General features: G+C 67.6%; 23 protein-coding genes. 4 read left to right on the top strand and 19 right to left on the bottom strand.

The annotated features are described in order from the left end of the window. Positions 1-46: 46 nt before the first annotated feature. Together AB8K43_RS04775 and AB8K43_RS04770 are read right to left on the bottom strand one after the other, a co-directional pair. Positions 47-676: an MBL fold metallo-hydrolase gene (locus tag AB8K43_RS04775; RefSeq protein WP_370892005.1), complete on the bottom strand. Its 630-nt coding sequence runs from the start codon at positions 674-676 to the stop codon at positions 47-49. 1 nt (position 677) lies between these two features. Next, positions 678-1,766: an S-(hydroxymethyl)mycothiol dehydrogenase gene (locus AB8K43_RS04770; protein ID WP_370892003.1), complete on the bottom strand. Its 1,089-nt coding sequence runs from the start codon at positions 1,764-1,766 to the stop codon at positions 678-680. A 157-nt stretch (positions 1,767-1,923) separates the two neighbouring features. Between AB8K43_RS04770 and AB8K43_RS04765 the strand changes: the two genes are divergently transcribed. After that, on the top strand, positions 1,924-2,241 hold the full coding sequence (locus AB8K43_RS04765; RefSeq protein WP_370892001.1) for a transcriptional regulator: 318 nt from the start codon (positions 1,924-1,926) through the stop codon (positions 2,239-2,241). Positions 2,242-2,299: 58 nt separating this feature from the next. Here AB8K43_RS04765 and AB8K43_RS04760 read toward each other — a convergent pair whose 3' ends face one another. Next, the gene (locus AB8K43_RS04760; RefSeq protein WP_370891999.1) at positions 2,300-3,220 is read right to left on the bottom strand and encodes a cation diffusion facilitator family transporter; all 921 of its coding nucleotides are present in this window, start codon (positions 3,218-3,220) and stop codon (positions 2,300-2,302) included. A 171-nt stretch (positions 3,221-3,391) separates the two neighbouring features. Between AB8K43_RS04760 and AB8K43_RS04755 the strand changes: the two genes are divergently transcribed. After that, on the top strand, positions 3,392-4,099 hold the full coding sequence (locus tag AB8K43_RS04755) for a type 1 glutamine amidotransferase (RefSeq protein WP_370891997.1): 708 nt from the start codon (positions 3,392-3,394) through the stop codon (positions 4,097-4,099). A gap of 169 nt (positions 4,100-4,268) precedes the next feature. On the opposite strand, the gene ispF is transcribed toward AB8K43_RS04755, so the two are convergent. The 10 genes from ispF to AB8K43_RS04705 all read right to left on the bottom strand — a co-directional run bounded on the left by ispF (position 4,269) and on the right by AB8K43_RS04705 (position 16,089). Continuing rightward, positions 4,269-4,754, bottom strand: coding sequence for a 2-C-methyl-D-erythritol 2,4-cyclodiphosphate synthase (gene ispF, locus AB8K43_RS04750; RefSeq protein WP_370891995.1), 486 nt, complete (start codon positions 4,752-4,754; stop codon positions 4,269-4,271). Between the two features lie 47 nt (positions 4,755-4,801). Continuing rightward, a complete protein-coding gene (locus tag AB8K43_RS04745) occupies positions 4,802-5,932 on the bottom strand; it encodes a uroporphyrinogen-III synthase (RefSeq protein WP_370891993.1) in 1,131 nt (376 codons plus the stop codon). Between the two features lie 11 nt (positions 5,933-5,943). Next, positions 5,944-6,702, bottom strand: a complete 759-nt coding sequence (gene cobA, locus AB8K43_RS04740; protein WP_370891991.1) for a uroporphyrinogen-III C-methyltransferase — start codon at positions 6,700-6,702, stop codon at positions 5,944-5,946. Continuing rightward, entirely contained in the window at positions 6,699-7,070 is a 372-nt protein-coding gene (gene nirD / locus AB8K43_RS04735) for a nitrite reductase small subunit NirD (RefSeq protein ID WP_370891989.1), read from the bottom strand. The genes cobA and nirD overlap by 4 nt, the downstream gene beginning before the upstream one ends. Next, the gene (gene nirB / locus AB8K43_RS04730; protein WP_370891987.1) at positions 7,067-9,664 is read right to left on the bottom strand and encodes a nitrite reductase large subunit NirB; all 2,598 of its coding nucleotides are present in this window, start codon (positions 9,662-9,664) and stop codon (positions 7,067-7,069) included. The genes nirD and nirB overlap by 4 nt, the downstream gene beginning before the upstream one ends. A gap of 69 nt (positions 9,665-9,733) precedes the next feature. Continuing rightward, positions 9,734-11,149, bottom strand: a complete 1,416-nt coding sequence (locus AB8K43_RS04725) for an FAD-dependent oxidoreductase (RefSeq protein WP_370891985.1) — start codon at positions 11,147-11,149, stop codon at positions 9,734-9,736. Further along, complete coding sequence (locus tag AB8K43_RS04720) at positions 11,146-13,353, bottom strand: molybdopterin oxidoreductase family protein (RefSeq protein WP_370891983.1); 2,208 nt, start codon at positions 13,351-13,353, stop codon at positions 11,146-11,148. The genes AB8K43_RS04725 and AB8K43_RS04720 overlap by 4 nt, the downstream gene beginning before the upstream one ends. Beyond that, positions 13,353-14,723 (bottom strand): MFS transporter, encoded by a 1,371-nt coding sequence (locus AB8K43_RS04715; RefSeq protein WP_370891981.1) that lies wholly within the window; start codon positions 14,721-14,723, stop codon positions 13,353-13,355. The genes AB8K43_RS04720 and AB8K43_RS04715 overlap by 1 nt, the downstream gene beginning before the upstream one ends. A gap of 154 nt (positions 14,724-14,877) precedes the next feature. Beyond that, positions 14,878-15,540 carry a 2-C-methyl-D-erythritol 4-phosphate cytidylyltransferase gene (gene ispD / locus AB8K43_RS04710; RefSeq protein WP_370891979.1) on the bottom strand — a complete coding sequence of 221 codons (663 nt, stop codon included), beginning with the start codon at positions 15,538-15,540 and terminating at the stop codon, positions 14,878-14,880. Between the two features lie 66 nt (positions 15,541-15,606). After that, positions 15,607-16,089: a CarD family transcriptional regulator gene (locus tag AB8K43_RS04705; RefSeq protein WP_370891977.1), complete on the bottom strand. Its 483-nt coding sequence runs from the start codon at positions 16,087-16,089 to the stop codon at positions 15,607-15,609. A gap of 123 nt (positions 16,090-16,212) precedes the next feature. Between AB8K43_RS04705 and AB8K43_RS04700 the strand changes: the two genes are divergently transcribed. Continuing rightward, positions 16,213-16,728, top strand: a complete 516-nt coding sequence (locus AB8K43_RS04700) for a hypothetical protein (protein ID WP_370891975.1) — start codon at positions 16,213-16,215, stop codon at positions 16,726-16,728. Between the two features lie 159 nt (positions 16,729-16,887). Here the strand turns inward: AB8K43_RS04700 and AB8K43_RS04695 are convergent, their stop codons facing one another. Together AB8K43_RS04695 and AB8K43_RS04690 are read right to left on the bottom strand one after the other, a co-directional pair. Continuing rightward, a complete protein-coding gene (locus AB8K43_RS04695; protein ID WP_370891973.1) occupies positions 16,888-17,568 on the bottom strand; it encodes a response regulator in 681 nt (226 codons plus the stop codon). After that, complete coding sequence (locus AB8K43_RS04690) at positions 17,565-18,914, bottom strand: sensor histidine kinase (protein ID WP_370891971.1); 1,350 nt, start codon at positions 18,912-18,914, stop codon at positions 17,565-17,567. The genes AB8K43_RS04695 and AB8K43_RS04690 overlap by 4 nt, the downstream gene beginning before the upstream one ends. A gap of 204 nt (positions 18,915-19,118) precedes the next feature. Here AB8K43_RS04690 and phoU point away from each other — a divergent pair, with 204 nt between their 5' ends. Beyond that, positions 19,119-19,808, top strand: coding sequence for a phosphate signaling complex protein PhoU (phoU, locus tag AB8K43_RS04685; protein WP_370891969.1), 690 nt, complete (start codon positions 19,119-19,121; stop codon positions 19,806-19,808). 222 nt (positions 19,809-20,030) lie between these two features. Here phoU and AB8K43_RS04680 read toward each other — a convergent pair whose 3' ends face one another. The 4 genes from AB8K43_RS04680 to AB8K43_RS04665 are packed head-to-tail and all read right to left on the bottom strand — an operon-like array spanning position 20,031 to position 23,380. Next, on the bottom strand, positions 20,031-20,762 hold the full coding sequence (locus AB8K43_RS04680) for a phosphoglyceromutase (protein ID WP_370891967.1): 732 nt from the start codon (positions 20,760-20,762) through the stop codon (positions 20,031-20,033). Positions 20,763-20,817: 55 nt separating this feature from the next. Then, positions 20,818-21,297 carry a YbjN domain-containing protein gene (locus AB8K43_RS04675; RefSeq protein WP_370892095.1) on the bottom strand — a complete coding sequence of 160 codons (480 nt, stop codon included), beginning with the start codon at positions 21,295-21,297 and terminating at the stop codon, positions 20,818-20,820. A gap of 38 nt (positions 21,298-21,335) precedes the next feature. Next, entirely contained in the window at positions 21,336-22,607 is a 1,272-nt protein-coding gene (gene mshA, locus AB8K43_RS04670) for a D-inositol-3-phosphate glycosyltransferase (protein ID WP_370891964.1), read from the bottom strand. Beyond that, on the bottom strand, positions 22,604-23,380 hold the full coding sequence (locus AB8K43_RS04665) for a hypothetical protein (protein WP_370891962.1): 777 nt from the start codon (positions 23,378-23,380) through the stop codon (positions 22,604-22,606). Before AB8K43_RS04665 ends, mshA begins: the two co-directional genes overlap by 4 nt.

The following is a 23,380-nucleotide window of genomic DNA, read 5'->3' as shown; positions in this document are numbered from 1 at the left end:
GCCGACCACGTGGTCGGCGCACCCCCTTCGTCATGCGGCGGCGACGTTAGTGACCGCGCGTGATCCAGTCCTGAAGGTGCGGGAGTTCGGCCCCGATCGTAGTGTCATCACCGTGGCCGGTGTGCACGATCGTGTCTTCGGGGAGAGTGAGCAGGCGCCCTTCGATCGAACTAATGATGGTCCCGAAATCGCTAAACGACCGTCCCGTCGCCCCGGGGCCGCCCTGGAAGAGGGTGTCTCCTGAGAAGAGGACGCCGAGTTGCGGCGCGTAGAGGCAGCAGGCGCCGGGCGCGTGCCCGGGGGTGTGGAGCACCTCGAGGTCCGTGCCAGCGACCGTGATGATCTGGCCGTCGGTGAGATAGCCGTCGGGCTCTCGGTCGGGGTAGGTCATCTGCCAGAGCGGGACGTCGTCGCGGTGCAGCCAGACCGGTGCCCCGGTCGCCGCGGCGACTTCGGCGGCGGCGTTGACGTGGTCATTGTGGGCATGCGTCGAGATGATCGCGAGCAGTTGGCGATCCCCGACCCCCTCGATAATCGGGGCGGCCTCGTGACCGGCGTCGAGGACGATGCACTCCTTGTCATCGCCGATGATCCAGATGTTGTTGTCGACCTCCCAGGACCCACCGTCGAGCTCGAAGGTTCCCGAGGTCACGACCTTGTCGATGCGCGCAGCCATCTCAGAGCTCCACGACGGATCGCAAGATGGTGCCCGTGGGCATCTTGGCGAAGGCCGCCTCCACCTCGTCGAGCCCGATCCGTTCGGTGATGAAGGCCTCGAGGTCGAAGCGCCCCTGCCGGTAGAGGTCGACGAGCATGGGGAAATCTCGGCTTGGGAGGCAGTCGCCGTACCAACTGGACTTCAAGGCACCGCCGCGGCCGAAGAGTTCGATCATGGGCAAGGTGACCTCCTTCTCGGGAGTTGGGACGCCGACGAGGACGAGAGTCCCCGCGAGATCACGGGCGTAAAAGGCCTGCTCGTAGGTCTGAGGCAGACCGACCGCTTCGACCACCACATCGGCCCCGAAGCCACCGGTCAACTCCCGCACCCGCTCGACGACGTCCTCGCGGGAGCCGTTGATGGTGTGGGTCGCTCCGAAGCCCTTGGCCGTCTCGAGCTTCGCGTCGTCGACGTCGACGGCAATGATCGTGGTCGCGCCCACCAGGTTCGCGCCCGCGATGGCCGCGCAACCGACGCCACCACAGCCGATCACGGCGATCGAGTCACCGCGGCTCACCCCACCGGTGTTCACCGCCGCGCCGAACCCGGCCATCACGCCGCACCCGAGCAGGCCGACCGCGGCAGGGTCCGCCTCGGGGTCCACCTTGGTGCACTGACCAGCGGCGACCAGGGTCTTCTCGGCGAAGGCTCCGATCCCGAGGGCTGGCGTTAGCTCCTCACCGGTTTCGGCGATCGTCATCTTTTGGGTGGCGTTGTGAGTGTTGAAGCAGTACCAGGGGCGGCCCTTGGCGCACGCGCGACACTGTCCACAGACGGCGCGCCAGTTCAAGATCACGAAGTCGCCGGGGGCCACCTCGGTCACCCCTTCGCCGACGGCTTCGACCACTCCCGCGGCCTCGTGGCCGAGCAGGAAGGGGAACTCATCGTTGATTCCCCCTTCGCGATAGTGCAGGTCGGTGTGGCAGACGCCGCAGGCCTGGACCTCGACGAGCGCCTCGCCTGGGCCGGGGTCCGGGACGATGATGTCGACCAGTTCCACCTCCGCCCCCTTCGAGCGGGCGATGACTCCTTGGACGGTGTGCGGCATCGGCGGCCTCCGTTGGCTCGTGTCGGGTCTTTTAGGTGCATTGTGGCGCGCGATCGCGAGCGGGTCAGGCCGAAGGGGGATGCTCGCGGCGATTTCGTCCCGCCTGTCGCCGATCCGAGCCTTTCCCATGAGGCAAGCGCTGGCTACCGTGGAGGGGGTGAGCCCTTTTCCCGTCTTCGACCCGGTGATCCACGAGACGAACGGGCTGCAGATCTGCGCGCTCCTCGTCCCCGAGCACGAGGTGGGATTCGCCGCGATCCGCGACGAGCTGGGCCTGAGCGACTCCGCCCTGTCCAAACACCTCAAGACGCTCGCGGAGGCGGGGCACGTCGAGGTCATCAAGACTCGGTCCGAGGGCCATCTCGTGACCTCGGCCGCGCTCACCCAGCGTGGCCGGGAGGCTCTCTGCGGGCATGTCTCCGAACTCCAGCGCCTCGCCCGCGTCGTCTCGACCCGCCCCCGCGCCAGCGCGTGACCCCCTTCGCTTGGTCAGCCCCCGCCTCCCAACGCTTCCCGCGCCGTGGCCGGTTTGCTTAGAGGTGCCGTGGGTCCGAGGTGAAGGCGATCGTGACCCAACGATGCGGGCTGGGTTCGCCGATCGCGGCGTCGATGCGGTTGCGTAGGTCATCCCAGTGCTCGATCGGGCGGGCGGGGCTCCCTTCGGGCACGAGGAAGAAGAGCTCTACCTGGGCACTGCGCCCGACCTGGGCGACCGCGGCGCGGTAGTCAGTAAAGCCCTCGTCCCGGGCGACCTGCGCGGCGATCGCCTCGACCTGTTCGCGCAGGTCGCCCGGCGTCATGAGGAGGAGTTGCTTCAGCGCCGGCCAGAGGTTGCTGACCGGGGTGGGGAGCACCACGACGCAGACGAAGGCGAGGACGCTCGGGTCGACGTAGGGCCGGATCCAGGCATAAGTCGTCCCATCGAGCAGCGCGCCGATCCCGAAGGCGACCAAAAGCGCGAAGCTGATCCCGCCAGCCATCAGCCAACCCTTGACGTCGAGCGCCACGAACTGGGACTTCAGCTTGCGGTTCGCGCGGTGCTCGATCAGGCCGATCACGAAGGAAATCGCGACGACCACGACCGCGTAGACCAGGGCCGGGCCGAAGTCGATATCGCGGCCGCCCGCAAGGATGGTCAGGATCGCGTTGATCAGCGCGTAACTGGTGACGCCGAGCAGGATCGTCGCGTTGAGGGTGAGCACCATCGGCTCGAAGTGCCACACCCCCATCGAGAAGCGGGTGTTGATCCGCGAGGTGCGTCCGGCCATCACCGACCGCGTGATCAGGTTGATCACGAGCAGTGACAACCCGGTCATGGCCGCATCGACGAGGCCAAACATGCCGTCGAAGGTGATCGAGAAGGACCCCGCCAGGAGGCCGAAGCCGATGCCAAGGAAGGCCACGAGGAGCCCGACGATCAGCGAGCTGCGCAGGACCTGGGACTCGGTACGCATGGGTCCTATTCTCGCCCGACGCGCGCGGTCCTCCCTTCCTCCGCCCGGGCACCGTCTCCGGAAACTCCCGAAATCCCCGGGACTTCCACGAGAAGCTCGGAACTTCCGGGGACCTCATGGGCGTGGCAGCGTCGCCACGGAAGGGGGTGAGCCTGGTGCCAGACTGTCGCCGTGGCCCCTTCGCATCTCACCGTGATCGAGCACCAAGCCGATTGCCCGCCCGCTCGGGTTGGGCGCTGGCTCGCCGATGCCGGGGGGTCGCTGTCGATCTGCCGGCCCTACCGTGGCGAACCCATCCCGTCCGAGGTCGACGCGCTGCTCGTGCTCGGCGGGGGGATGGGATGCGAAGAGGATGACCGCGCCCCGTGGCTCCCGGCGACCCGCGACCTGGTGCGTCGTTGCACGCAGCAGCGCAGGCCGGTCCTTGGGATTTGCCTCGGACATCAGATTGTCGCCGTCGCGCTCGGCGGCACGGTCGGGCGCAATCCCGCGGGATCAAGTTACGGCGTGCGAATTGTGCAATGGCAAGACGGGAGCGGCGCGGACCCGGTCTTTGCCCCGGCCGCCGAGCAGACCAAACCGCTCATCCACGCCAACGACGACATCGTGACCCGGCTCCCGGACGGCGCGCAGCTGCTCGGTCGCGGCGAAGGGGGCGAGGTGGTTGCCGCGCGCTTCGCCGAGACCGTCTGGGGCATCCAGGGGCATCCCGAGATCGACGCCAAGATCATCGACACGTGGTTCGTCACGGACATCGCGAAGGGGGCGATCACTCCCGAACACGCCCGTCACATCGTCGCCGACATTCGAGCGCAACAGGACGCCCTCGATGCTGCCTGGCAGCCGGTGGCTCAGGCCTTCGCCGAGCAGCTGCGCTAAAGGGTCGGCAAGGCTCTCGACCTGTCACGTACCGACACTTCCCCCCACCCCAACCGTCGGCACGGCCCCCGACCTGTCACTTACCGACACTCCCCCGCACCACAACCGGCGGAAAGGCCCCCGACCTGCCACAAACCGACACTTCGCCGCACTCCTCGCCGAGAATGGATCAGGTGCGCGCGACCACCAGCGCCGTCGCGATCGCGGCCGCGCCCTCACCGCGTCCGGTGAGGCCTAGCCCGTCCGTCGTCGTGCCGCTCACGGCCACGGGAGCCCCACACGCCGCGCCCATCGCCACCTGCGCCTCCTCACGGCGCGTCCCAATCTTGGGTCGATTGCCGACCACCTGCACGGCGAGGTTGCCGATCTCGTAACCCGCCGCGCGCACCAGACGGGCAGCCTCCGCGAGCAGGGTGAGCCCGCTAGCACCCGCGAGTTCTGGGCGGTCGACACCAAAGTGGGCGCCGAGGTCACCGATCCCCGCCGCCGAGAAAAGGGCGTCACAGCAGGCGTGACAGGCGACATCGGCGTCGGAGTGCCCCTCCAGGCCGCGCTCCCCCGGCCACAGCAGGCCGGCGACCCACAACTCGCGCTCGCTCCCTTCCGGCGCGAGCGCATGAACGTCGACTCCGATCCCGACCCGAGGCATCTGCATGGCCCCATCTTCGCGTGCCGATCGGCCGCCGCGGGACGAAGGGAGTTTTAGGCGCGGCGATCGCAGTGCGTCTGCTGACCGGTCACCGCCAGCCGATAACCGCGCTTGACCACGGTCTGGACGACTCGCCGGTCACCGATGGCATCACGCAGACGAGCCACCGCCACCTCTGCCGCATGCGGGTCATCCGAGGTTCCCGGCAGCACCGCGAGGACCTCGTCACGGCTGACGACTCCACCACGGCGTTGGGTGAGGAGCCGGAGCACCGCCAGCGACGACGGGCTAAGGGCCAGGACGCGGTCGTCGAGCAGCCCAACTGCCGAGCGCACGTGGACCACGCCGCCGACCGTGGCAACGGCGGCCTCCCGTTGCTCCTCCACGTGGTGCACCACGGTGCGCACCAACGCGCCGAGTCGACTCCGGTCGGGAAGGATGGGTTCGATCCCACGGCGACGAAGGGGGGCCGCCGTTGTTGCTCCGACCGCGGCATAGGTGACTTCAGGCCGCTCGTCACGCAGAAGGGGGAGGACGTGGAGAGCCTCGGCGCGGCGCAACCATTCCTCCGCGGCAGGCGCCGAGGTGAAGACGACCACGTCAACCTGCCCCCCGGCCACCTGTAGGAGGCCTAGATCGACCGCCTCTGGGTCTGGCGCCGGACCCCAGCGGTACACCTCTACGGAGACGACGTCGGCCCCTGCTGCGGCGATCGCTTCGTCGAGGCCGTCCGCGCCGGCTCCATGGAATTGGACCGCAACCCGTCGTCCCTGGACTCCCTCATCGAGCAACAGGCTCGTGATCTCGGAGGTCGTCTCGGACTCGGCGACCCAGTCGGGCGTTAGTCCCACCGCAAGCGCTGCACCGTGAGCCTTCGGCCCCCGGACGATGACGCGAACGCCCTCGAGTGCGTCAAGGAGAGCTCCCTCAAGACCCGCGGCGTCGGCGGCCTCCACCCATCCGCGCAGCCCGATCGCTGTGGTCACGACGAGCACATCGGGCGGGTTGGCAATCAACGCTCGGGTCTGATTCAGCAGACGCGCGTCCTCAGTGGTCGGAATGATCGTCATCGCCGGGGTGTGCAAGACCCGAGCCCCGCGCCGTTCCAGCGCGGCGCGCAGATCGTCTGCGCGCCGATCAGCAGTCACCAAGATAGTGACCCCGACGAGGGTCTGGCCGAGCATAGGCATGGAGGTTAGGCGATCGACGTGTGAACGACCGCGTCCAAGGGTCCGAGGAACTCCCCTGCGGCCACGGCCCCGATCACGATGACCGCCGGAGACCGCACGTTCGCGTCTCCTGCCACCTGCGCGATGTTGGCCAGGTCCGAGCGCACGATCCGCTGGCGCGATGTGCTTCCGCGCTCCACTACCGCGACAGGTGTCGCCGGATCTGCGCCCGACTCGACCAGGTCGGCAGCGTGCCGAGCAAGGAACATCACCCCCATCAAGATCACGATGGTGCAGTCTCCGGATGCCGCGACCGCGCACGCCGATGAGGGCAGGCGGTCATGTCCATGGACGATCAACGCCCCCGACACCAGTCCGCGGTGGGTCAACGGCACGTCTGCCAGTGCTGGTACCGCCAGGGCACTACTGACCCCCGGGACGACCTCGACGGGGACTCCGGCGGCGCGGCATGCCCGGACCTCCTCGCCTCCCCGGCCGAAGATGAAGGGGTCGCCGCCTTTGAGACGCACCACCGATAAGCCGCGGCGAGCTCGCTCCACGAGAAGGTCGTTGATCTCCTCCTGACTGGCGCGGTGATGCCCGGGTGCCTTACCCACGTCAACAATCTCGACGTGTGGCCCGAGATCGCTCAACAGCGCACTTGGGCCCAACCGGTCGGTCACCACTACATCGGCTCCGGCCAGGGCACGGGCCGCTCGCACGGTGATCAAGTCACCCGCACCCGGGCCGCCACCGACGATCCACACCCGGCCGACATCACTCACAGCTGTACCCCCGTCCGACGGGTCACCTCGAGCACAACCCGCCCATCGACGACCCGCACGGCGTATACGGTGACCGAGCGCGGGTCGCCGCCCTTCGTCTCTAGACACTCGCCGCTCACGACGTCGAAGGCCTGCTTGTACATCGGCGAGATCACCACCGTGCGGTCTCCCTTCGTCCCGATCAGGCCACGCGAGAGGACCATCGCCCCCGAATAGGGGTCTTCATTCTGCAGCGCGACGACCCGGTCGTCGTGCAACCGGAAGATCGCAATCTGCTGGCCGTCCACCAGTGCGGCTACTCCTCGCTCCGGCACCAGATCGCTCCAGCCGCAGATATCGACCGAGGTTGTCGTCGCCGGGGCGCTCATGAGCGGACCTCCAAGGTGGTGCCCGCAACCAGCAGCGGACCGGTCGAGGCGCGTTCCTCGGCCGTCGCGGGCCGGGGTTGGCCTCGTTCGGTCACGTACGCGAGCGAAGTGTCGATCGCATCGGGCGCATTGACGAAGGCGGTGAACTTGGCCAGTTTCTCCGGGTCGTTCAGGGTTTCCGCCCATTCGTCGCGGTAGGCCTGCACGTGCGTGGCCATCATCGCGTCGAGGTCGGCACCGATGCCGAGCGAGTCACCGATGATGACGTCACGAAGGGCGTCGATACCGCCCTCATAGTCCTGGACCCACGATGCGGTGCGCTGCAACCGATCGGCGGTCGCGACGTAATGCATGAGGAACCGATCGACCGTTTCGACCAAACTTTCGGTATCGAGATCCTCTGCGAAGAGAACCGCGTGACGGGGGGTAAACCCGCCGTTGCCTCCCACGTAAAGATTCCACCCTTTATCGGTGGCAATGATCCCGACATCCTTGCCGCGGGCTTCGGCGCACTCTCGGGCGCAGCCCGACACGCCGAGTTTGATCTTGTGCGGACTGCGCAGGCCCCGGTAACGCAACTCCAACTCGACCGCCAACCCAACCGAGTCCTGAACTCCGAACCGACACCAGGTCGACCCAACGCACGATTTCACCGTGCGCAAGGACTTCCCGTACGCGTGGCCGGATTCGAACCCGTGAGCCACGAGGCGCTGCCAGATCGCCGGGAGCTGGTCGAGTCGGGCACCGAAGAGGTCGATCCGTTGTCCACCAGTGATCTTGGTGTAGAGCCCAAAGTCGCGGGCGATCTCACCGATCACGATGAGTCCCTCGGGAGTGATTTCACCGGCAGGCACCCGCGGCACGACGGAGTAGGTCCCGTCCTTTTGCAGGTTCGCCATCACGTGGTCATTGGTGTCCTGCAGGGCGGCGTTCTCACCATCGAGGACGTGCCCGCGCTCCAAGGACGAGAGAATGGAAGCAATGGTCGGGCGGCAGATGTCGCAGCCACGCCCTCGACCATGTCGAGCCACCACCTCCGAGAAGGTCGTGAGTCCGGAAACCCTGATGACCGTAAAGAGTTGAGCACGGGAGAGCTCGAAGTGCTCGCAGAGAGCTGTGCTCACCGCAATGCCCGATTTGGCGAGCTCATCGGTGACCAGCGATTTCACGAGCGGTAGACAGGAACCGCACGACGTGCCGGCCTTAGTGCATCCGCTCACAGCCGCGAGGTCCGTGCACCCTCCGTCCGTCACCGCGGAGCGGATGGTCCCCGCGGTGACGTTGTTGCACGAACAGACGGCGGCGTCGTCCGGCAGGCCATCACCGGTTGGGACCGACACCCCTTCGGCCACCAGGTACGCCGACGGATCGCCGGCCAGTTCGCGACCCACCATCGGCCGCAGAGCGGCGTAAGCACTCGCGTCCCCCACTAACATTCCGCCACGCAGTGTGCGGGCATCGTCGCTCATCACGAGTTTCTTGTAGACCCCCGCGACCGGGTCGCTCACCGTCACTTCGAGTGATCCGGGCTCGGTCGCGAACGCATCGCCGAAGCTCGCGACGTCGACTCCGAGGAGTTTCAGTTTGGTCGCGGTATCCGCGCCGGGAAAGACCGCCGTGCCACCGAGGAGCCGGTCAGCGACCACCTCGGCCATGGCGTAGCCCGGAGCGACAATCCCCCACACCCGCCCTTGCACGCACGCGACCTCGCCGATCGCGAAGATGAAGGGGTCGGCCGTTCGGCACCTCTCATCGACGACGATTCCGCCCCGCTCTCCTACCGCCAGTTCGCAGGATCGCGCCAGCTCGTCGCGAGGCCGGACCCCCGTCGCCAGCACGACCACATCGACCGTTATCTCGGCACCATCGGAGAACTGCATCGCGCGTACCCGGCCTCGGTCGCCGACGATCTCGCGGGTCGCGGTTGACGTCCTCACGTCCACATCCATCGCGGTGATGAGTCGTCGTAGAGCCTCGCCCCCACCGGCATCCACTTGCAGGGGCATCAGACGGTCCGCGAATTCGACAACCGTGGTGTCGACATCGAGGGCGCGAAGGGCGCCTGCTGCCTCAAGCCCGAGGAGGCCTCCGCCAACGACGACGCCCCGCACCGGCCGGTCACCAACACGCGATCGCCGACGTTCGACGTCCTCCCGCAGGGCAGCGACGTCGTCGATCGTGCGATAGACGAAGCAACCATCGAGGTCGACACCAGGGATCGGTGGGACCGCTGCGGAGCTCCCCGTGGCCAGCACCAGGCGGTCGTACGCAATCTCTCCGAGGATGTCGGTCTGCACGATCCGCTTGTCGCGGTCGAGTCCGGTAACCCTCACCCCCCGGTGCAACTCGATGCCTGGCTGCTCCCAGAGGTCCTGGTCACCAAGCGCGAGATCTGCTGGGTCGCGGCCACTGAAGTAGGAGGTCAGCGCCACCCGGTCGTACGGTGCCCGCGGTTCCTCGGCGAGCACCGTCACCCTGAGGGTTCGCTCGGCGCGGCGATCATGGAGCGCATCCACAAGACGGCGCGCGACCATGCCACCGCCGACCACCACGACATGTTCTGCGCCGACAGCATTGGGAGCCATTTCGTTCATGACGATGAACCTAAGAACGTGGTGTTTCGCCGAGCCGCAACTTCGCGTTTCACGGGAGTAAACCTGTCCTCACGCATTGGCCGACACCACCGTGAGATCTGCGAGGATCGCGCATACTTCGTCCCGGCACCCTCCGCAGCCGGTCCCCGCACGCGTTGCGGCACTGACCTCGCGCAGGCTGGCCGCGCCCGCGTCGATCGCAGCCGCGATGTCGCGGCGACCAACCCCCGAACACCGGCACACCAGGTCCGTCGACGCTTCCTGCGCCTGCCGGATGGGAAGCATGACGTGCGCAGGGTCCGTCGGCATCATCTCCCCGCGCGTGTAGGTCACGACCAGGCGCGTCGCGAGGTCTCCGGCGCCTATGCACGTCGCGCCAATCAACCGTCCCGACCTCGTGATGATTTCGACGTGACGTCCGGCGGTGGGGTCGCTCAACGTGATCACACGATCGTTTGCTTCTCGACTCGACTCCCCGGTGATCCCCATCGTCACGACATCCAGCCCGCGCGACTTCACCTTGACGACGTCGTCGCGCAGAGAGGGAGCCGCGGTCTCCGGTGCTGGCAGGCGGCGAAGAAGCCGGCTCGCCAGCCGATCAGCCTGAGCCCATCCCTGGGCGACCAAGCCAGCTCCCCCTTCGGGAGGGGCAGCACAGTCGCCGATGGCAAAGACGCGCCGATCACGCGGAGAGGCGAGGTCCGCGCCGACGACGATGCCGCGATCAATCGGCAGACCACATGAGGCGGCGAGAGCCGTCCGCGGCGCCGTGCCGGCCGTCACGACCACGCAATCGGTGTCGAGGCTTCGACCGTCGCTCAGGGTGACGGCGACGACGCGCCCGGACACGCACACCAGGTCGCGCACCGTGGTCCCAAAGTGCCGTCCAATCCCGAGCTCACCGATGGTCTCCCCGACCACGCCTCCGGCGATCGCACCCAACTGACGGTGCATGACGGAGTCCACCGGATGGACCATGTCCACCTGAAGCCGCCGGTCGCTGAGGCCGGTAGCGACCTCCAGGCCAAGAACACCTCCGCCAACGACGGTGGCGTGACGGGCATTGGCGGCGGCCTCAACAATGCTCGTCGCATCGGACAGGGACCGGAGGACATGGAGCCCCTCGGGCCGTCCTTCCCGAAGTGCTGACCACTGTGGCACGACGGCTTCCGCGCCGGTAGCAAAGACGAGGAAGTCGTACCGGTGTCTGCCACCCCCCGCGTCGAATACGACCCGATCTGCCCGGTCGACCGCCGCTGCCGGAGACGACACCCACCGCAGGCGAGGATGCTCCATCGGCTCGGTCATGATCGATTCAACGCTGGCGCGTCCGGACACGACGTCCGAGAGCAGAACGCGGTTGTAACTCGGGCCGGGCTCCCCCTTCAGCACCGTCACCGTGATGCGTCCCTCGGCATCCTGCGAGATCAGATCCTCGGCGAACCGAGCACCAACCATGCCAGCCCCGATCACGACAACTCTCATGGGATATCCCCTTCACTTTCTGTGGCCTGGCCGGGTGCGTCATGACACCAATCAGCGACATCTGCTGAGGTGGCGACGTGCACCGTCACCGCAGCCAACTTCAGTTCGGGCATCGCAGATACCGGGTCGAGCGCGTCGCCGATGAGCGTGTTGGCGCGCCCAAGCCCCGGCCAGTGGAAAGGCATGAAGACCTCGCCCGGCCGGACCCGATCGGTGATCTGCGCGGGCGCGACAACTCGACCGCGCTCGTTACGCAGGGTGATCAGATCCCCATTCGCGAGACCAAGATCTGCCGCCTGGACCGGGTGAATCTCGACGAAGGGGTGAGGGCTCGCCTGTTGGAGGGATGGGACACGTCGCGTCTGCGCACCAGACTGGTAATGCGCGAGGACACGGCCCGTGAGGAGTCGCACAGGAGCCCCCGGGCGGAGGTCATCGGTTGGTGGTCGGTAAGACACCGGGACCAAGTGGGCCCTGCCGCTCGCCGTCGGGAAGGAGGTCGCGAACGGCCGTGGGGTTCCCGGATGGCGAGTCCCGTCGGCAGTAGTAGGGCACGGCCAATAGATCTCCTCCCCCTCGTCCAGCCGTTCGTAGGTGATCCCCGAGTAGTCCGCGATCCCTCCCGCGCTCGCCGCGGCGAGTTCGGCAAACACCAGTCGGGGGTCGGTTTCGATCACGACAGGCGATCCCATTCGGGAGGCGAGGTCGCTCCAAATCGACAGCTCCGAACGGACCGTCGGTGGAGGATCGATCACCTTGCGGCGTCGAATGAGCCGCCCTTCGAGGTTGGTCATCGTGCCTTCTTCCTCGGCCCACTGGGTCACCGGGAGGACGACATCGGCGAGTTGAGCTGTCTCTGACATCACCACGTCGCTGACGACCAAGAGATCGAGACGAGGCAGACGCTCCTCTAGGCCAGTGACGCCGGGCACGCTGATCCGCAGGTTCGAGCCATGGACGAACAGGGCCCGCGGCCCGCTCGGTTCACCGAGCGCGCGAAGCAGTTCGATCGCCGACAAACCCTTACCTGGCAGGTCGTGAGGATCGATACCCCAATGACGGGCGACGTGGGCCCGAGCAGCCGGGTTCTCGATCGAGCGGTATCCGGGGAGTTGGTCGGCCTTCTGCCCGTGCTCGCGTCCTCCCTGACCGTTGCCCTGGCCGGTGATCGCTCCGTACCCGCTGCCATCTCTCCCCACAAGGCCAAGAAGAAGGGCCAGGTTGATCGCCGCGGACACGGTGTCCGTGCCGTGGGTGGACTGCTCGACCCCCCGGCCGGTGAGGAGATAGGCCCCTCGTCCGCCACCCGCAGGGGATGCTGCTGCGAGGTGGCGTGCGATCGTCCGTAGGGTCGATGCCGGGACGCCGCTCACCTGCTCGGCACGCTCAGGCCACCAAGAGGTCACGCTGCGCCGCAATGCCTCGAGTCCCTCGGTCCGAGCCTCGAGGTACGCCCTGTCAATGAGTCCTTCAGCGAGAACGACATGCGCGAGGGCGAGCAATACCACCTGATCGGTCCCGGGCACCGGGGCGAGGTGGTGACCGGCGCCGTTTTCGGTCAGGTCAGCCGTGGCGCTCCGGCGGGGGTCCACCACGATGAGGCCCCCGCGCGTTCGCACCCCAGCAAGATGTGCGACGGCCGGCGGCATTGTTTCGGCCAGGTTGCTCCCTAGGAGCACCACCGCGTCAGCGCCCTGGAGGTCGCTGAGCGGGAACGGCAAGCCGCGGTCCATCCCGAGCTGACGGTTGGCACCGGCTGCCGCGCTCGCCATGCAAAACCGCCCGTTGTAGTCGATCATGCGACTTCGTAATACCGCGCGGGTCCACTTCCCAAGGGTGTATGCCTTCTCGTTTGTGAGGCCGCCGCCCCCGAAAACCGCCACCGCGTCTCGTCCGCTATCGCGCTGGATTGCGATGACTTCTCCAACAATGCGGTTCAGCGCGGCGTCCCACGAGACCGGCCGAAGCGGGCTCTCCTTCGACGAGCGCATCAGAGGTGTCGTGAGGCGTCCGGGAGCCGATAGGACCTCGGGAGAAGTCCACCCCTTCTGGCACATCCCCCCTCCACTGGTGGACCAGGGACGTGGCTGCGCCGTGACCGGGACGGGTCCAGGTCCGGGGGATAGCCGCTGTCCGCACTGCAGGGCGCAGTACGGACAGTGGCTATCGACCCCCGCCTGATCCAAGCGTGGGTCCACCGGCATCAGATCGACTCGGTCGCAAGCCGCGCGCCGCGGCGCAGATAGAGCGCCCAGGTCACGACGGCCATCACGAGGTACACGGCGATGAAGGTGCCAAGGGCTGGTACGAGCGAACCCGCCGAACTCTGCGAGATCGCAAAACCACGCGGGATGAAGAAGCCCCCGAAGGCACCAATCGCGCCAGCGATGCCGATACATCCGGCAGCACCTTTACGCGCCCGAGGGAGATCTGCGGCGTCCACGCCTGCTCGGAAAACTGCCGGGATCATCCGGTAGGTCGCGCCGTTCCCGATCCCTGCCGCAACGAAGAGGACGAGGAAGGCGGCGAAGAATTGGGCGAAGCTGTGCTGCTTCAAGCCGACGATCGCGCCCACCGCGCCGAGCGCCAGCAGGAAGAGAGCACCGATGGTGAGGCGTGCGCCGCCAACGCGATCGGCAACCATCCCACCGAGGGGGCGGGCTACCGCCCCGATGAGCGCTCCCAGGAAGGCCAGGGTCGCCGGGGCCGCGGGGAACTGAGTCTTGAGCAGCGTGGGGAAGGCTCCGGCGTACCCGATGAAGGACCCGAAAGTCCCGATGTAGAGGAACGAAATGATCCAGGTGTGCGGGTGCTTAACCGCCGCGGCGAACGCTCCTGGGTCGGCCGTCGTACCGCGCAGATTGTCCATGAAACGCCAGGCCGCGAGCGCGCTGAGCAGCGCCAATGGGATGAAGATCAAACCGGCGCGCTCTAGTTTCAGGCCCGCCCCGGTCACCACGACGAGGGGTACGACAAGCTGCACGATGCCAGTGCCGAGGTTTCCTCCGGCGGCGTTGAGCCCGAGTGCCTTCCCTTTTTCGGCTTCTGGGAAGAAGAACGAGATGTTCGTCATCGAACTGGCGAAGTTCCCGCCTCCGAAGCCGGCTAGCGCGGCGCAAGCGAGGAGCACACCGAAGGGGGTGCCGGGCGAGGACACCGCCCAGGCCAGCGCTCCAGCAGGGATCAGCAGGAGGAGTGAGGAGATGACCGTCCAGTTCCTTCCACCAAAGACGGGAACGGCAAAGGTGTAGGGGATCCGCAACGTCGCACCGACCAACGCGGGGACGGCGATCAGCCAGAACTGTTGGTCAAGCGTCAGCGAGAACCCGGCCTCCGGCAGTCGGGGCACCACCACGCTCCACACCGCCCACACGCAGAACCCAAGGAACTCAGCGAGGACCGACCAGGCGAGATTGCGGCGAGCGATCTGTCGGCCGCCCCCTTCCCACTGCGATGGGTCGTCCGGGTCCCAGCCTTCGATCCACCGCCCTGGGGTATGGATCAGCCCAGTCGCCTTCGGGGGTGCGGCGACGGCGGGCGGACTCGTTTGCGGGCCGTTGGTGGTGAGCGTCATGACGGTGCTCCTGGTCTGGGCCCCACAGCAGGGCCGGATGCAGACCAGATTGCGTGCGCCGTGTTTCCGGCATGATTCAACGGTCGTTAAACGTCCGTAACCGTACTCTCACAAGGCTTTTCGACCCACTGTGAGAAGCGCCAGGGCCCGCGGTCTATCGCCCCCGCCGGAAGGCTCCCTCGGCCCCGGCGAGGTCTGCGGGCGTCGTCACCTTGAAGGCGTCGGGGTGGCCGTCGACCACGACGACGCGTCGGCCCATCGCTTCGACCAGAGCGGCGTCATCGGTGGCGTGCCTGCCATCGGCGTGGGCGGCCCGCAACACCTCTGCACCGAAACCCTGCGGAGTCTGGACGGCGCGCAGGCTCGCCCGGTCGGGAGTGGAGCGCACCACCCCTTCGTCATCAACGACCTTGATCGTGTCGACCACGGGCAGGGCCGGGATGGCTGCGTCGGCGCCAGCGCGCACGGCGTCAATCACCCGCCCGTAGACCTCGGCAGGCGTGAAGGCCCGCGCAGCGTCGTGCACCAAGATCACGTCGATGTCGGGTCGATCGAGGGCCGCGAGGCCCGCGGCGACAGAGTCAGAGCGCTCCGCGCCCCCGGCGACGACGATCAGCTCGGGCCGACCGAGCCCGCTTCGCCGCTCGAGGGACATCCGCGCCTGATCGAGGTGCGTCACCGGTGCCACCACCACCACGGCATCGGCGCCGGCGGCGACGGCGGTGTCGACAGCGTGCTCCAGCAGCGTTTGCCCGGCGACCTCGACGAAGGCCTTCGGCCGATCCGCGCCGAGGCGGGTGCCGGAACCCGCCGCCACGACGATGACGCCGACACCCGAGGGGGTGCCGGCGTCATCGGTGAAATGTGGGGTCAGGGTCGATCCCTAGGAAGCGAGAACCTCGTCGAGGATGACCTCAGCGCGGTCCTCATCGGTCTTCTCGGCGAGCGCCAATTCGGAGACGAGAATCTGACGGGCCTTGGCCAGCATCCGCTTTTCGCCCGCCGACAGGCCCCGGTCCTTCTCACGGCGCCACAGGTCGCGAACGACCTCGGCCACCTTGATGACATCGCCCGAGGCGAGTTTTTCGAGGTTCGCCTTGTACCGGCGCGACCAGTTGGTCGGCTCCTCGGCGTGCTCCGTGCGCAGCACCTCGAAGACCTTGTCCAGGCCTTCCTGGCCGACGACGTCTCGCACGCCGACGAGGTCGCAATTTTCTGCGGGTACCTCGATCGTCAGATCACCCTGGGTGACCTTGAGTTTGAGGTATAACTTCTCCTCGCCTTTGATCGTGCGCGTCTTGATCTCTTCGATCAGTGCGGCCCCGTGGTGCGGGTACACAACTGTCTCGCCGACCTTAAAAACCATGTAGAGATGTCCCCTTTCGCGACCTCTAGATTAACACGGCGTGTCGCTTGACAGCCAGATTGGTGCGACCGTCCTCACGATCCCCTGCGCACGACCTCCCGGGTCGCCGCTAGGCTGACCCCCGTGAAGCGCTCTCTCCTTACCCGCACGCGCGGGGCAGCCCTCGTCGTCGCCGTGTCCGCCGCTCTGGTGGGGTGCACGGCTACCTCCCCGATGCAGACCATGGAGACTCCCGGGTCACCCGCGGATGGCATCCCGGTCGACCTCGGCGTGGTCCAGGTGAAGAACCTCGCGTTGGTCAGCGACGCGAAGGGGGGTCCCGCCACCGTGACTGGCGCGGTCGAAAACACCGGCTCGAAGGATGCCACGGTCACGATTGCTGCCGGCGAATCCCAGGTCACCGCGCAGGTCAAGGCCAACAGCGCCGTCCTCCTCTCCCAGGAGGGACCGCGCCTGCAGGTCACGATCGAGCAGGGTCCTGGCGAGAACGCCGACCTTATGCTGACCTCGACCACCGGCGCGACCAGCCAGGCCCCGGCCCCGGTCCGCCCGGCGACCGGTTACTACGAGGAGTACGCGCCCACCGCGCCCGCGAGCCCGAGCGACTCTCCCAGCCCGGACGCGAGCCCCAGCTCCTAAAACGGACCGCTTAGCGCGCACCATGACGAAGGGCGAATCCCACCAGGGATTCGCCCTTCGTCATGCGCCGAGCCCGATCCGGACGGGGAAACGGGCAGGGGACGCGGATGTTTCCGCGTCCGATGACCTCTTCCGCGGCACTGGCCGCGCCCCGGCCGCCTAGGCCTCGAACTTGTACCCCAAACCGCGCACGGTCACGATGTGAACCGGGTTCGCGGGGTCGGACTCCACCTTGGCCCGCAACCGCTTGATGTGGACATCGAGCGTCTTGGTATCGCCGACGTAGTCGCTGCCCCACACTCGGTCGATCAACTGGACCCGGGTGAGCACGCGACCGCAGTTGCGCAGCAGCATCTCGAGGAGTTCAAACTCCTTCAGCGGCAGCGCGGTCGGTTCGCCGCGCACGGTGACGACATGGCGCTCGACATCCATCCGGACCGGGCCCCCTTCGACCGTCGCCGGCACGAGGTCCTCCGGCTCGGCGCCGCGACGCAAGACCGCCTTGATCCGGGCCAAGAGCTCACGCGAGGAGTAGGGCTTGGTGACGTAGTCATCGGCGCCGATCTCGAGCCCGACGACCTTGTCGATCTCACCATCCTTGGCGGTCAACATGATCACGGGGACGTTGGAGCGCTGACGGATGGCACGGCAGACGTCGATGCCCGAGAGGCCCGGCAGCATCAGGTCGAGCAGCACGAGGTCGGCGCCCTGAGCATCGAAGGCGGTGATCGCCGCCGGGCCGTTGTCGGCGACCTCGACGTCGTATCCCTCCTTGCTGAGCAGGTACGACAGGGGGTCCGAGAACGAGATCTCGTCCTCGACGACCAGGATGCGCGTCATGGCGATGATTCCTTCTGTGGGGAGACCGGTGGGTCGGGTGGCGGAGTCGCAGATGGCGTGGAGACGGGACGAGAGGTGGCCATTCGCGGCACGAGTCTGCCAGCGAGCGGATCGGTCGGCGGACCCCCTTCACCGAGGCGGCTGTCCTCGACCTGGGTGAGGCGCGGTGGCATCGACGTCCACGGCAGGCTGCCGAGGGGCGGCGACGGTTGGGGGTGAGCGCGCAGGGTCTCGGGAGCGGCCGGCAGCCGGATCGTGAAGGTGGAACCGTGGCCCGCCTCGCTCCACACCGACACCTCGCCGCCGTGGTTGGCACAGATGTGCTTGACGATCGAGAGCCCGAGGCCGGTCCCACCCGTCGCCCGCGAACGCGCGGCGTCCATCCGGTAGAAGCGCTCAAAGATCCGGCCCTGCTCTTCGAGCGGGATGCCAGGCCCCTGGTCGGTGACGGCGATTTCGACCGTATCCCCGACGAGGCGCGCCCCCACCCCGACGCGGGTGTCGGGGTCGGAGTAGGCGATGGCGTTCCCGACGAGATTGCGCACGGCCGTAACCAGCAGGTCGTGATCGCCGAGCACGTAGAGATCGTCGCTGCACTTATCGGCGAGCGCGATGTGTTTGGCGTCGGCCTCGATCCGAAGGTGCTCGATCGCTTGGCTCACGACGAGTTCGATATCGACGACCTCGGGGTCTTGCAGCACCGGGGTGCCCTGCAGCCGCGAGAGGTCGACGATCTCCTTGATCAACTGCGAGAGCCGGTGTGCCTCGCTTTGCATCCGTTGCGCGAAGCGGGTGACGGCCACCGGGTCGTCTCGGGCGTCCATGACCGCCTCGGCGAGAAGGGAGAGCCCACCCACCGGGGTCTTCAACTCATGGCTGACGTTGGCGACGAAATCGCGGCGCACCTCTTCGACCCGCCGGGCCTGCGTCTGGTCCTCGACAAGCAGCAGGATGTGCTCCGAGGACAGCGGCGCCACCCGTGCGTGCATGCGCGAACTGGCTCCGCTGGACGGGCGGGTGAGGTCGAACTCCCCTTCGCGAATCACCCCATCGGCGACCACTCGCTCGGCGAGTTCGCGCAACTCCGGGTTCACGATCCGCCCGTGGCGAACGAGCCCATAGGCGACGGCGGCCGGGCTGTTGTTCACCACGTGGCCCGCGCGATCGATCACGATCCCACTGGAGCGGAGCACGGCGAGGACGTCCCCGACGCCGCGCGGCAGCTCCGGCTCGGGCGGCTCCGCGAGCGCTGTGTCACGATCCGACCAGCAGACGGCAGCCCAGGCCAGCCCGGCGATGATCAGTCCCGCCAGGCAACCAAGAATTGCCGCAGTTGTCGGCTGCACGTCACCGAGAGTACGCGGCGGCTCGGCAGACTCGAACCGCGTGCCCGAGACCACAGCCGACCGGGCGCGATGTTCACCTGACCGCCAGAGTTCGTTCACCCGTCCACGGTTAGGTTGCCGTGGCCGTACCAGGTGCGTTCGCGGCGAGCGATCACCGCCACCGGCCCCTGGAACCCCCTTCACCGGAAAAGAGACCCTCACACGATGCGCGAAGTCTTCCACGACGAGTTGCAGAGGATCACCGACGACCTGGTCGAGATGGCTCACCGGGTCGGCTCGGCGATCGCCCGCTCGACCACGGCGTTGCTCGATGCTGACGTGCAGCTGGCCGACTCGGTGATCGAAGCCGACCAGGCGATCGACCTCAAGCGCCATGACCTCGACGCGCACGCGATCGACGTGCTCGCTCGGCAGGCTCCGGTCGCGACCGACCTGCGGGTCGTCGTCACGGCGATGCGGATGTCCGCCGACCTCGAGCGGATGGGGGATCTCGCCCGCCACGTCGCCAAACTGGCCCGCCTGCGCTACCCCGAGGCCGCGGTCCCCGACGAGTTGCGCGCCCCCGTCCTGCAGATGGGCCAGGTCGGCGAGCGCCTCGTCGAGCTGGTGGCCCAGGTGCTCGTCACTCAGGACCTGGAAGAGACCCGCGGGATCGAGCAGGTCGACGACGAGATGGATAGCCTCCAGCGCGACCTCTTCGCCGTGCTCGTCGATGGCCACTGGCAGCACGGCACCCAGTCCGCCGTCGACATGGCCCTGCTGGGCCGGTACTACGAGCGGTTCGGCGATCACGCCGTCTCGGTTGCGCGGCGCATGCGTTTCCTCGTGACGGGCGAGTTCTCTGAGTCCGCTGACGATCTGGATCGCGGCGACCAGTTGCCGGCGGGTGCCTGACGACCCTCACGGTTTCTTTTACCGCCCAACGAGAAGGGGGCGGGTCGTGCCTCGCGCACGACCCGCCCCCTTCTTGGCATTGGTGGAGCCGACAGAGCCCTACTTCCCCTGGCTCGCGACCGCCGCTGCTTCCGCGGCAGCCGCNCCCCAAAGGGGAGGGGGGTGGTTCGTGCCTCGCGCACGCCCCGCCCCCTTCTTGGCATTGGTGGAGCCGACAGAGCCCTACTTCCCCTGGCTCGCGACCGCCGCTGCTTCCGCGGCAGCCGCTTCGGGGTCGAGGTACTCACCGGGCTTGGTCGGCATAAACGCATCGTCCAGCTCGTAAACGAGCGGCATCCCGGTCGGGATGTTTAGACCCGCGATGTCCTCGTCGCTGATCCCGTCGAGGTGCTTGACGAGCGCTCGCAGGCTGTTGCCGTGAGCGACGATCAGGACGGTCTTGTCCTCGCGCAGGTCGTCTTGGATCGGCCCCTCCCAGTAGGGCATCAGGCGGACGATCACGTCCTTCAAGCACTCGGTGCGCGGGACCTCGATGCCGTCGTAGCGGGGGTCCCCGGTCTGGGAGAACTCGTTGTCCTCATCGATCGGCGGCGGCGGGGTGTCGAACGAGCGGCGCCACAGCATGAACTGGTCGTCGCCGTACTTCTCTCGCGTGGCGGCCTTGTCGAGGCCCTGGAGGGCGCCGTAGTGGCGTTCGTTAAGCCGCCAGTCTCGCCGGACCGGGATCCAGTGCCGGTCGGCGGTGTCCAGGGCGAGGTTCGCGGTCGTGATTGCGCGGCGCAGCAGGGAGGTGTGGACGACGTCGGGGAGGATGCCGGCCTCCTTCAGCAACTCGCCGCCGCGCACCGCCTCGGCACGTCCTTTATCGATCAGATCGACATCCACCCACCCGGTGAAGAGGTTCTTTTCGTTCCAGTCGGAGCGTCCGTGACGGAGCAGGATCAGCGTGGCCATATCTTCACCCTAGCCCTGCCCGAGACGCCCGTCAGGTCAGGGTCTTTACCGGTCTCTACTGGTCGCGATCGTGCTCGAGCAACGAGCGGAAGGCCTCCAGATTGCGCAGCGACTCGCCGTTCTTCACCCGCCAGTCCCACTCCTTTTGCATGGAAGTCAAAAAGCCGAGGACGAGGAGTTCGTTGAAGGGGGCATCCGCCGCCTCGAGGACCACCCCGAGCAGTTGGTCGAGGAGATGCTCGTCGACCGCCCGAAGGGGGATCGTCCCGCGCACATAGACGTCGCCGGACCCATCGATCGCATAGGCGAGATAGGGCAGGCGGAGGTTGCGGCGGAGCAGATAGCGATAGACCTCATCGTGCTGCTCATCGGGGTTACGGATGACGAAGGCCGAGACCGACAGCGCCTCGTTGCCGACGACGAGGGAGGTGACCGTCTTGAGCTTCTTCTCGCCCGGCAGGGTCACCACGATCTCGCCATCGCGCGCACCCCCTTCGGTCTCCAGCTCCTGCTCGCGCAGGTAGCGCGAGATCATCGCAAAGACGGCATCGGGCTGGTCACGATCGGTCACCGCTACTCCTCGGTGCTTCGGCGTTCTCGGACAGCTCCACGGTAGACGTCGAGGAGGCGCTCGGCGGTCCCCTCCCACCCGAACTGCTGGGCGTGCTCGGCGGCCCGACGCCGCAACTCCGCGGCACGGCCTGTATCATCAATGATCGAGGCGATCGCCTCGGCCCAGTCCACCGGGTCGTGGGTCGGCACGAGAATCCCCGCGTCACCGACCGCCGTCGGGAGTCCGCCGACATCGGCAGCGACGACCGCAGCGCCACTCGCCTGGGCCTCGATCGCGACCAACCCGAAGGACTCGTTATACGACGGGACGGCGACCACGTCAGCGGCGCGCATCCACTGGACCAGGGTGTCGCGATCGACGGGCGGGCCGAGGCGGAGCACGTCGGTCAGGCCCAGCTCGTCGGCGAGGTCGGTCAGCCAGGTCGGCGAGTCCACCCCGCGGCCGGATGCACCTCCGAGGATCGCGACCACGAGCCGGTCATGCAGTTCGGGCCGACGCCGCAGCAGCTCGGCCGCCGCTCGGAGCAGCACGTCGGGGGCCTTCAGGGGTTGGATCCGACCGACGAAGAGGAGCATGACCGCGTCCTCGCGGATACCGACGCGCGAGCGTGCAGCGGACATCTCGCCGGGCGTGAATCGGGCGAGGTCGACGCCGGGCGGGACGACGACGACCTTCGCCGGATCCGCGTCATAGAGCTCGATCAGTTCCTGCGCCTCGCGCTCGGTGTTGGCGATCAACCGGTCCGCGACGGTCACGACCTGCGCCTCACCGATCTCCCGGCCGGGCCGCTCTGGGACGTCACCGTCGGCGAGGAGGGCGTTTTTGACCCGGGCCATCGTGTGCATCGTGTGGACGAGGGGCACCTGCCAACGTTCGGCGGCGAGCCAGCCCACCTGTCCGGAGAGCCAGTAGTGGGAGTGCACCACGTCGTAGTACCCGAGCCGTACCCCCGCGAGGACGCGCATGATCCCAGCGGTGAATGCGCACAGCTGACCGGGCAGATCTTCCTTGACCAGACCCTCGTAGGGGCCCGCATCGACGTGATGCACGGTGATCCCGGCGAGACCCGGCTCGAGGGCGGTCCGGTCGGGCTGGTCCGCCGAGGTTCGACGGGTGAAGATCTCGACCTCGATCCCCCTCGCGGCGAGTTGGCGTGCGGACTCGACGACGTAGACGTTTAGCCCACCCGCATCGCCCATCCCTGGCTGCGCGAGCGGCGAGGTGTGCACGCTGAGCATGGCGACGCGGCGGATACGGGGTGTCTTGCTCATGAGGTCCCCTGAGGCAGAAGACGGCTCGTGACGACCACTTCCGCGCGCGGGCCCCAAACATGCAGGCCGATCCGCCCACGGTCGCTGGCATCCACGGCGCGGTCGGTGCGCACTGGCCCCATGACGACGATCGCCCCGAGACCGGTGCGGTACGCCGGCAGCCCCGCCGCGATGCCCGGGCTCACCCACCATCCGTCACCGCGGAGGGGACGGTCTGGCAGCGCTGGCGGAACCCCCCGGGTCCCGTACTCCTCGGCGCCGTGGACCACGATGCCGTCGGCGCCCTCGACCGAGGCCGCCATCCGGATCCAATCTCCATCGAGCGTCACGGAGAACGTGAAAGGGATCTCCCGCTCGTCGGCGAGCACGACTCCCGTGTACTCCGCACTCCCCGCGCCGGTCACGACCCGATCGAAGCGGACATCGGACCACACCTGCTCGATCCGTTCGGTGCGGTCACCCCCTTCGCCCCGGACCGACCCGTAGAGCACCGAGATCGGCGACCCGGCGCGCGGGGTTTGGAAGAGGGTCTCGGCACCGTTTCGAATCCGCAGCCCCCGCCCATCGAGAGAAACCGATCGGCCCTCCCCGAGGGTGATGACGCCGACCGCTTGGGACCTGACGATGATCAGTCCGGGCTGGATCGCATCGACGCCGCTGCCGTGTCCGATCAGCGGTGGCACCCAGTTGATCAGGCCGATGATCAACGCGCCGGTGAGGGACAGGAGCAATGCCACCATGCTCTTGCTGACCCTCGACTCCTGGCGCTGCAC

Origin of the sequence: Janibacter sp. GXQ6167, from assembly GCF_041365945.1 — a bacterium.
Lineage (GTDB): Bacteria > Actinomycetota > Actinomycetes > Actinomycetales > Dermatophilaceae > JBGFSK01.
The sequence above is the reverse complement of the archived record's forward strand: the minus strand, read 5'-3'. Positions and strand labels throughout refer to the sequence as shown.

Excerpts from the sequence above, each read along its gene's own strand:
- AB8K43_RS04760 (WP_370891999.1), bottom strand. The coding sequence starts at position 3,220 with ATGCGTACCGAGTCCCAGGTCCTGCGCAGCTCGCTGATCGTCGGGCTC.
- AB8K43_RS04725 (WP_370891985.1), bottom strand. The coding sequence starts at position 11,149 with ATGAGAGTTGTCGTGATCGGGGCTGGCATGGTTGGTGCTCGGTTCGCC.
- nirD (WP_370891989.1), bottom strand. The coding sequence starts at position 7,070 with ATGAGCGCCCCGGCGACGACAACCTCGGTCGATATCTGCGGCTGGAGC.
- AB8K43_RS04720 (WP_370891983.1), bottom strand. The coding sequence starts at position 13,353 with ATGCCGGTGGACCCACGCTTGGATCAGGCGGGGGTCGATAGCCACTGT.
- AB8K43_RS04705 (WP_370891977.1), bottom strand. The coding sequence starts at position 16,089 with ATGGTTTTTAAGGTCGGCGAGACAGTTGTGTACCCGCACCACGGGGCC.
- AB8K43_RS04680 (WP_370891967.1), bottom strand. The coding sequence starts at position 20,762 with ATGGCCACGCTGATCCTGCTCCGTCACGGACGCTCCGACTGGAACGAA.
- AB8K43_RS04695 (WP_370891973.1), bottom strand. The coding sequence starts at position 17,568 with ATGACGCGCATCCTGGTCGTCGAGGACGAGATCTCGTTCTCGGACCCC.
- mshA (WP_370891964.1), bottom strand. The coding sequence starts at position 22,607 with ATGAGCAAGACACCCCGTATCCGCCGCGTCGCCATGCTCAGCGTGCAC.
- ispF (WP_370891995.1), bottom strand. The coding sequence starts at position 4,754 with ATGCAGATGCCTCGGGTCGGGATCGGAGTCGACGTTCATGCGCTCGCG.
- phoU (WP_370891969.1), top strand. The coding sequence starts at position 19,119 with ATGCGCGAAGTCTTCCACGACGAGTTGCAGAGGATCACCGACGACCTG.
- AB8K43_RS04675 (WP_370892095.1), bottom strand. The coding sequence starts at position 21,297 with ATGATCTCGCGCTACCTGCGCGAGCAGGAGCTGGAGACCGAAGGGGGT.
- AB8K43_RS04770 (WP_370892003.1), bottom strand. The coding sequence starts at position 1,766 with ATGCCGCACACCGTCCAAGGAGTCATCGCCCGCTCGAAGGGGGCGGAG.
- AB8K43_RS04745 (WP_370891993.1), bottom strand. The coding sequence starts at position 5,932 with ATGCTCGGCCAGACCCTCGTCGGGGTCACTATCTTGGTGACTGCTGAT.
- AB8K43_RS04715 (WP_370891981.1), bottom strand. The coding sequence starts at position 14,723 with ATGACGCTCACCACCAACGGCCCGCAAACGAGTCCGCCCGCCGTCGCC.
- nirB (WP_370891987.1), bottom strand. The coding sequence starts at position 9,664 with ATGAACGAAATGGCTCCCAATGCTGTCGGCGCAGAACATGTCGTGGTG.
- AB8K43_RS04775 (WP_370892005.1), bottom strand. The coding sequence starts at position 676 with ATGGCTGCGCGCATCGACAAGGTCGTGACCTCGGGAACCTTCGAGCTC.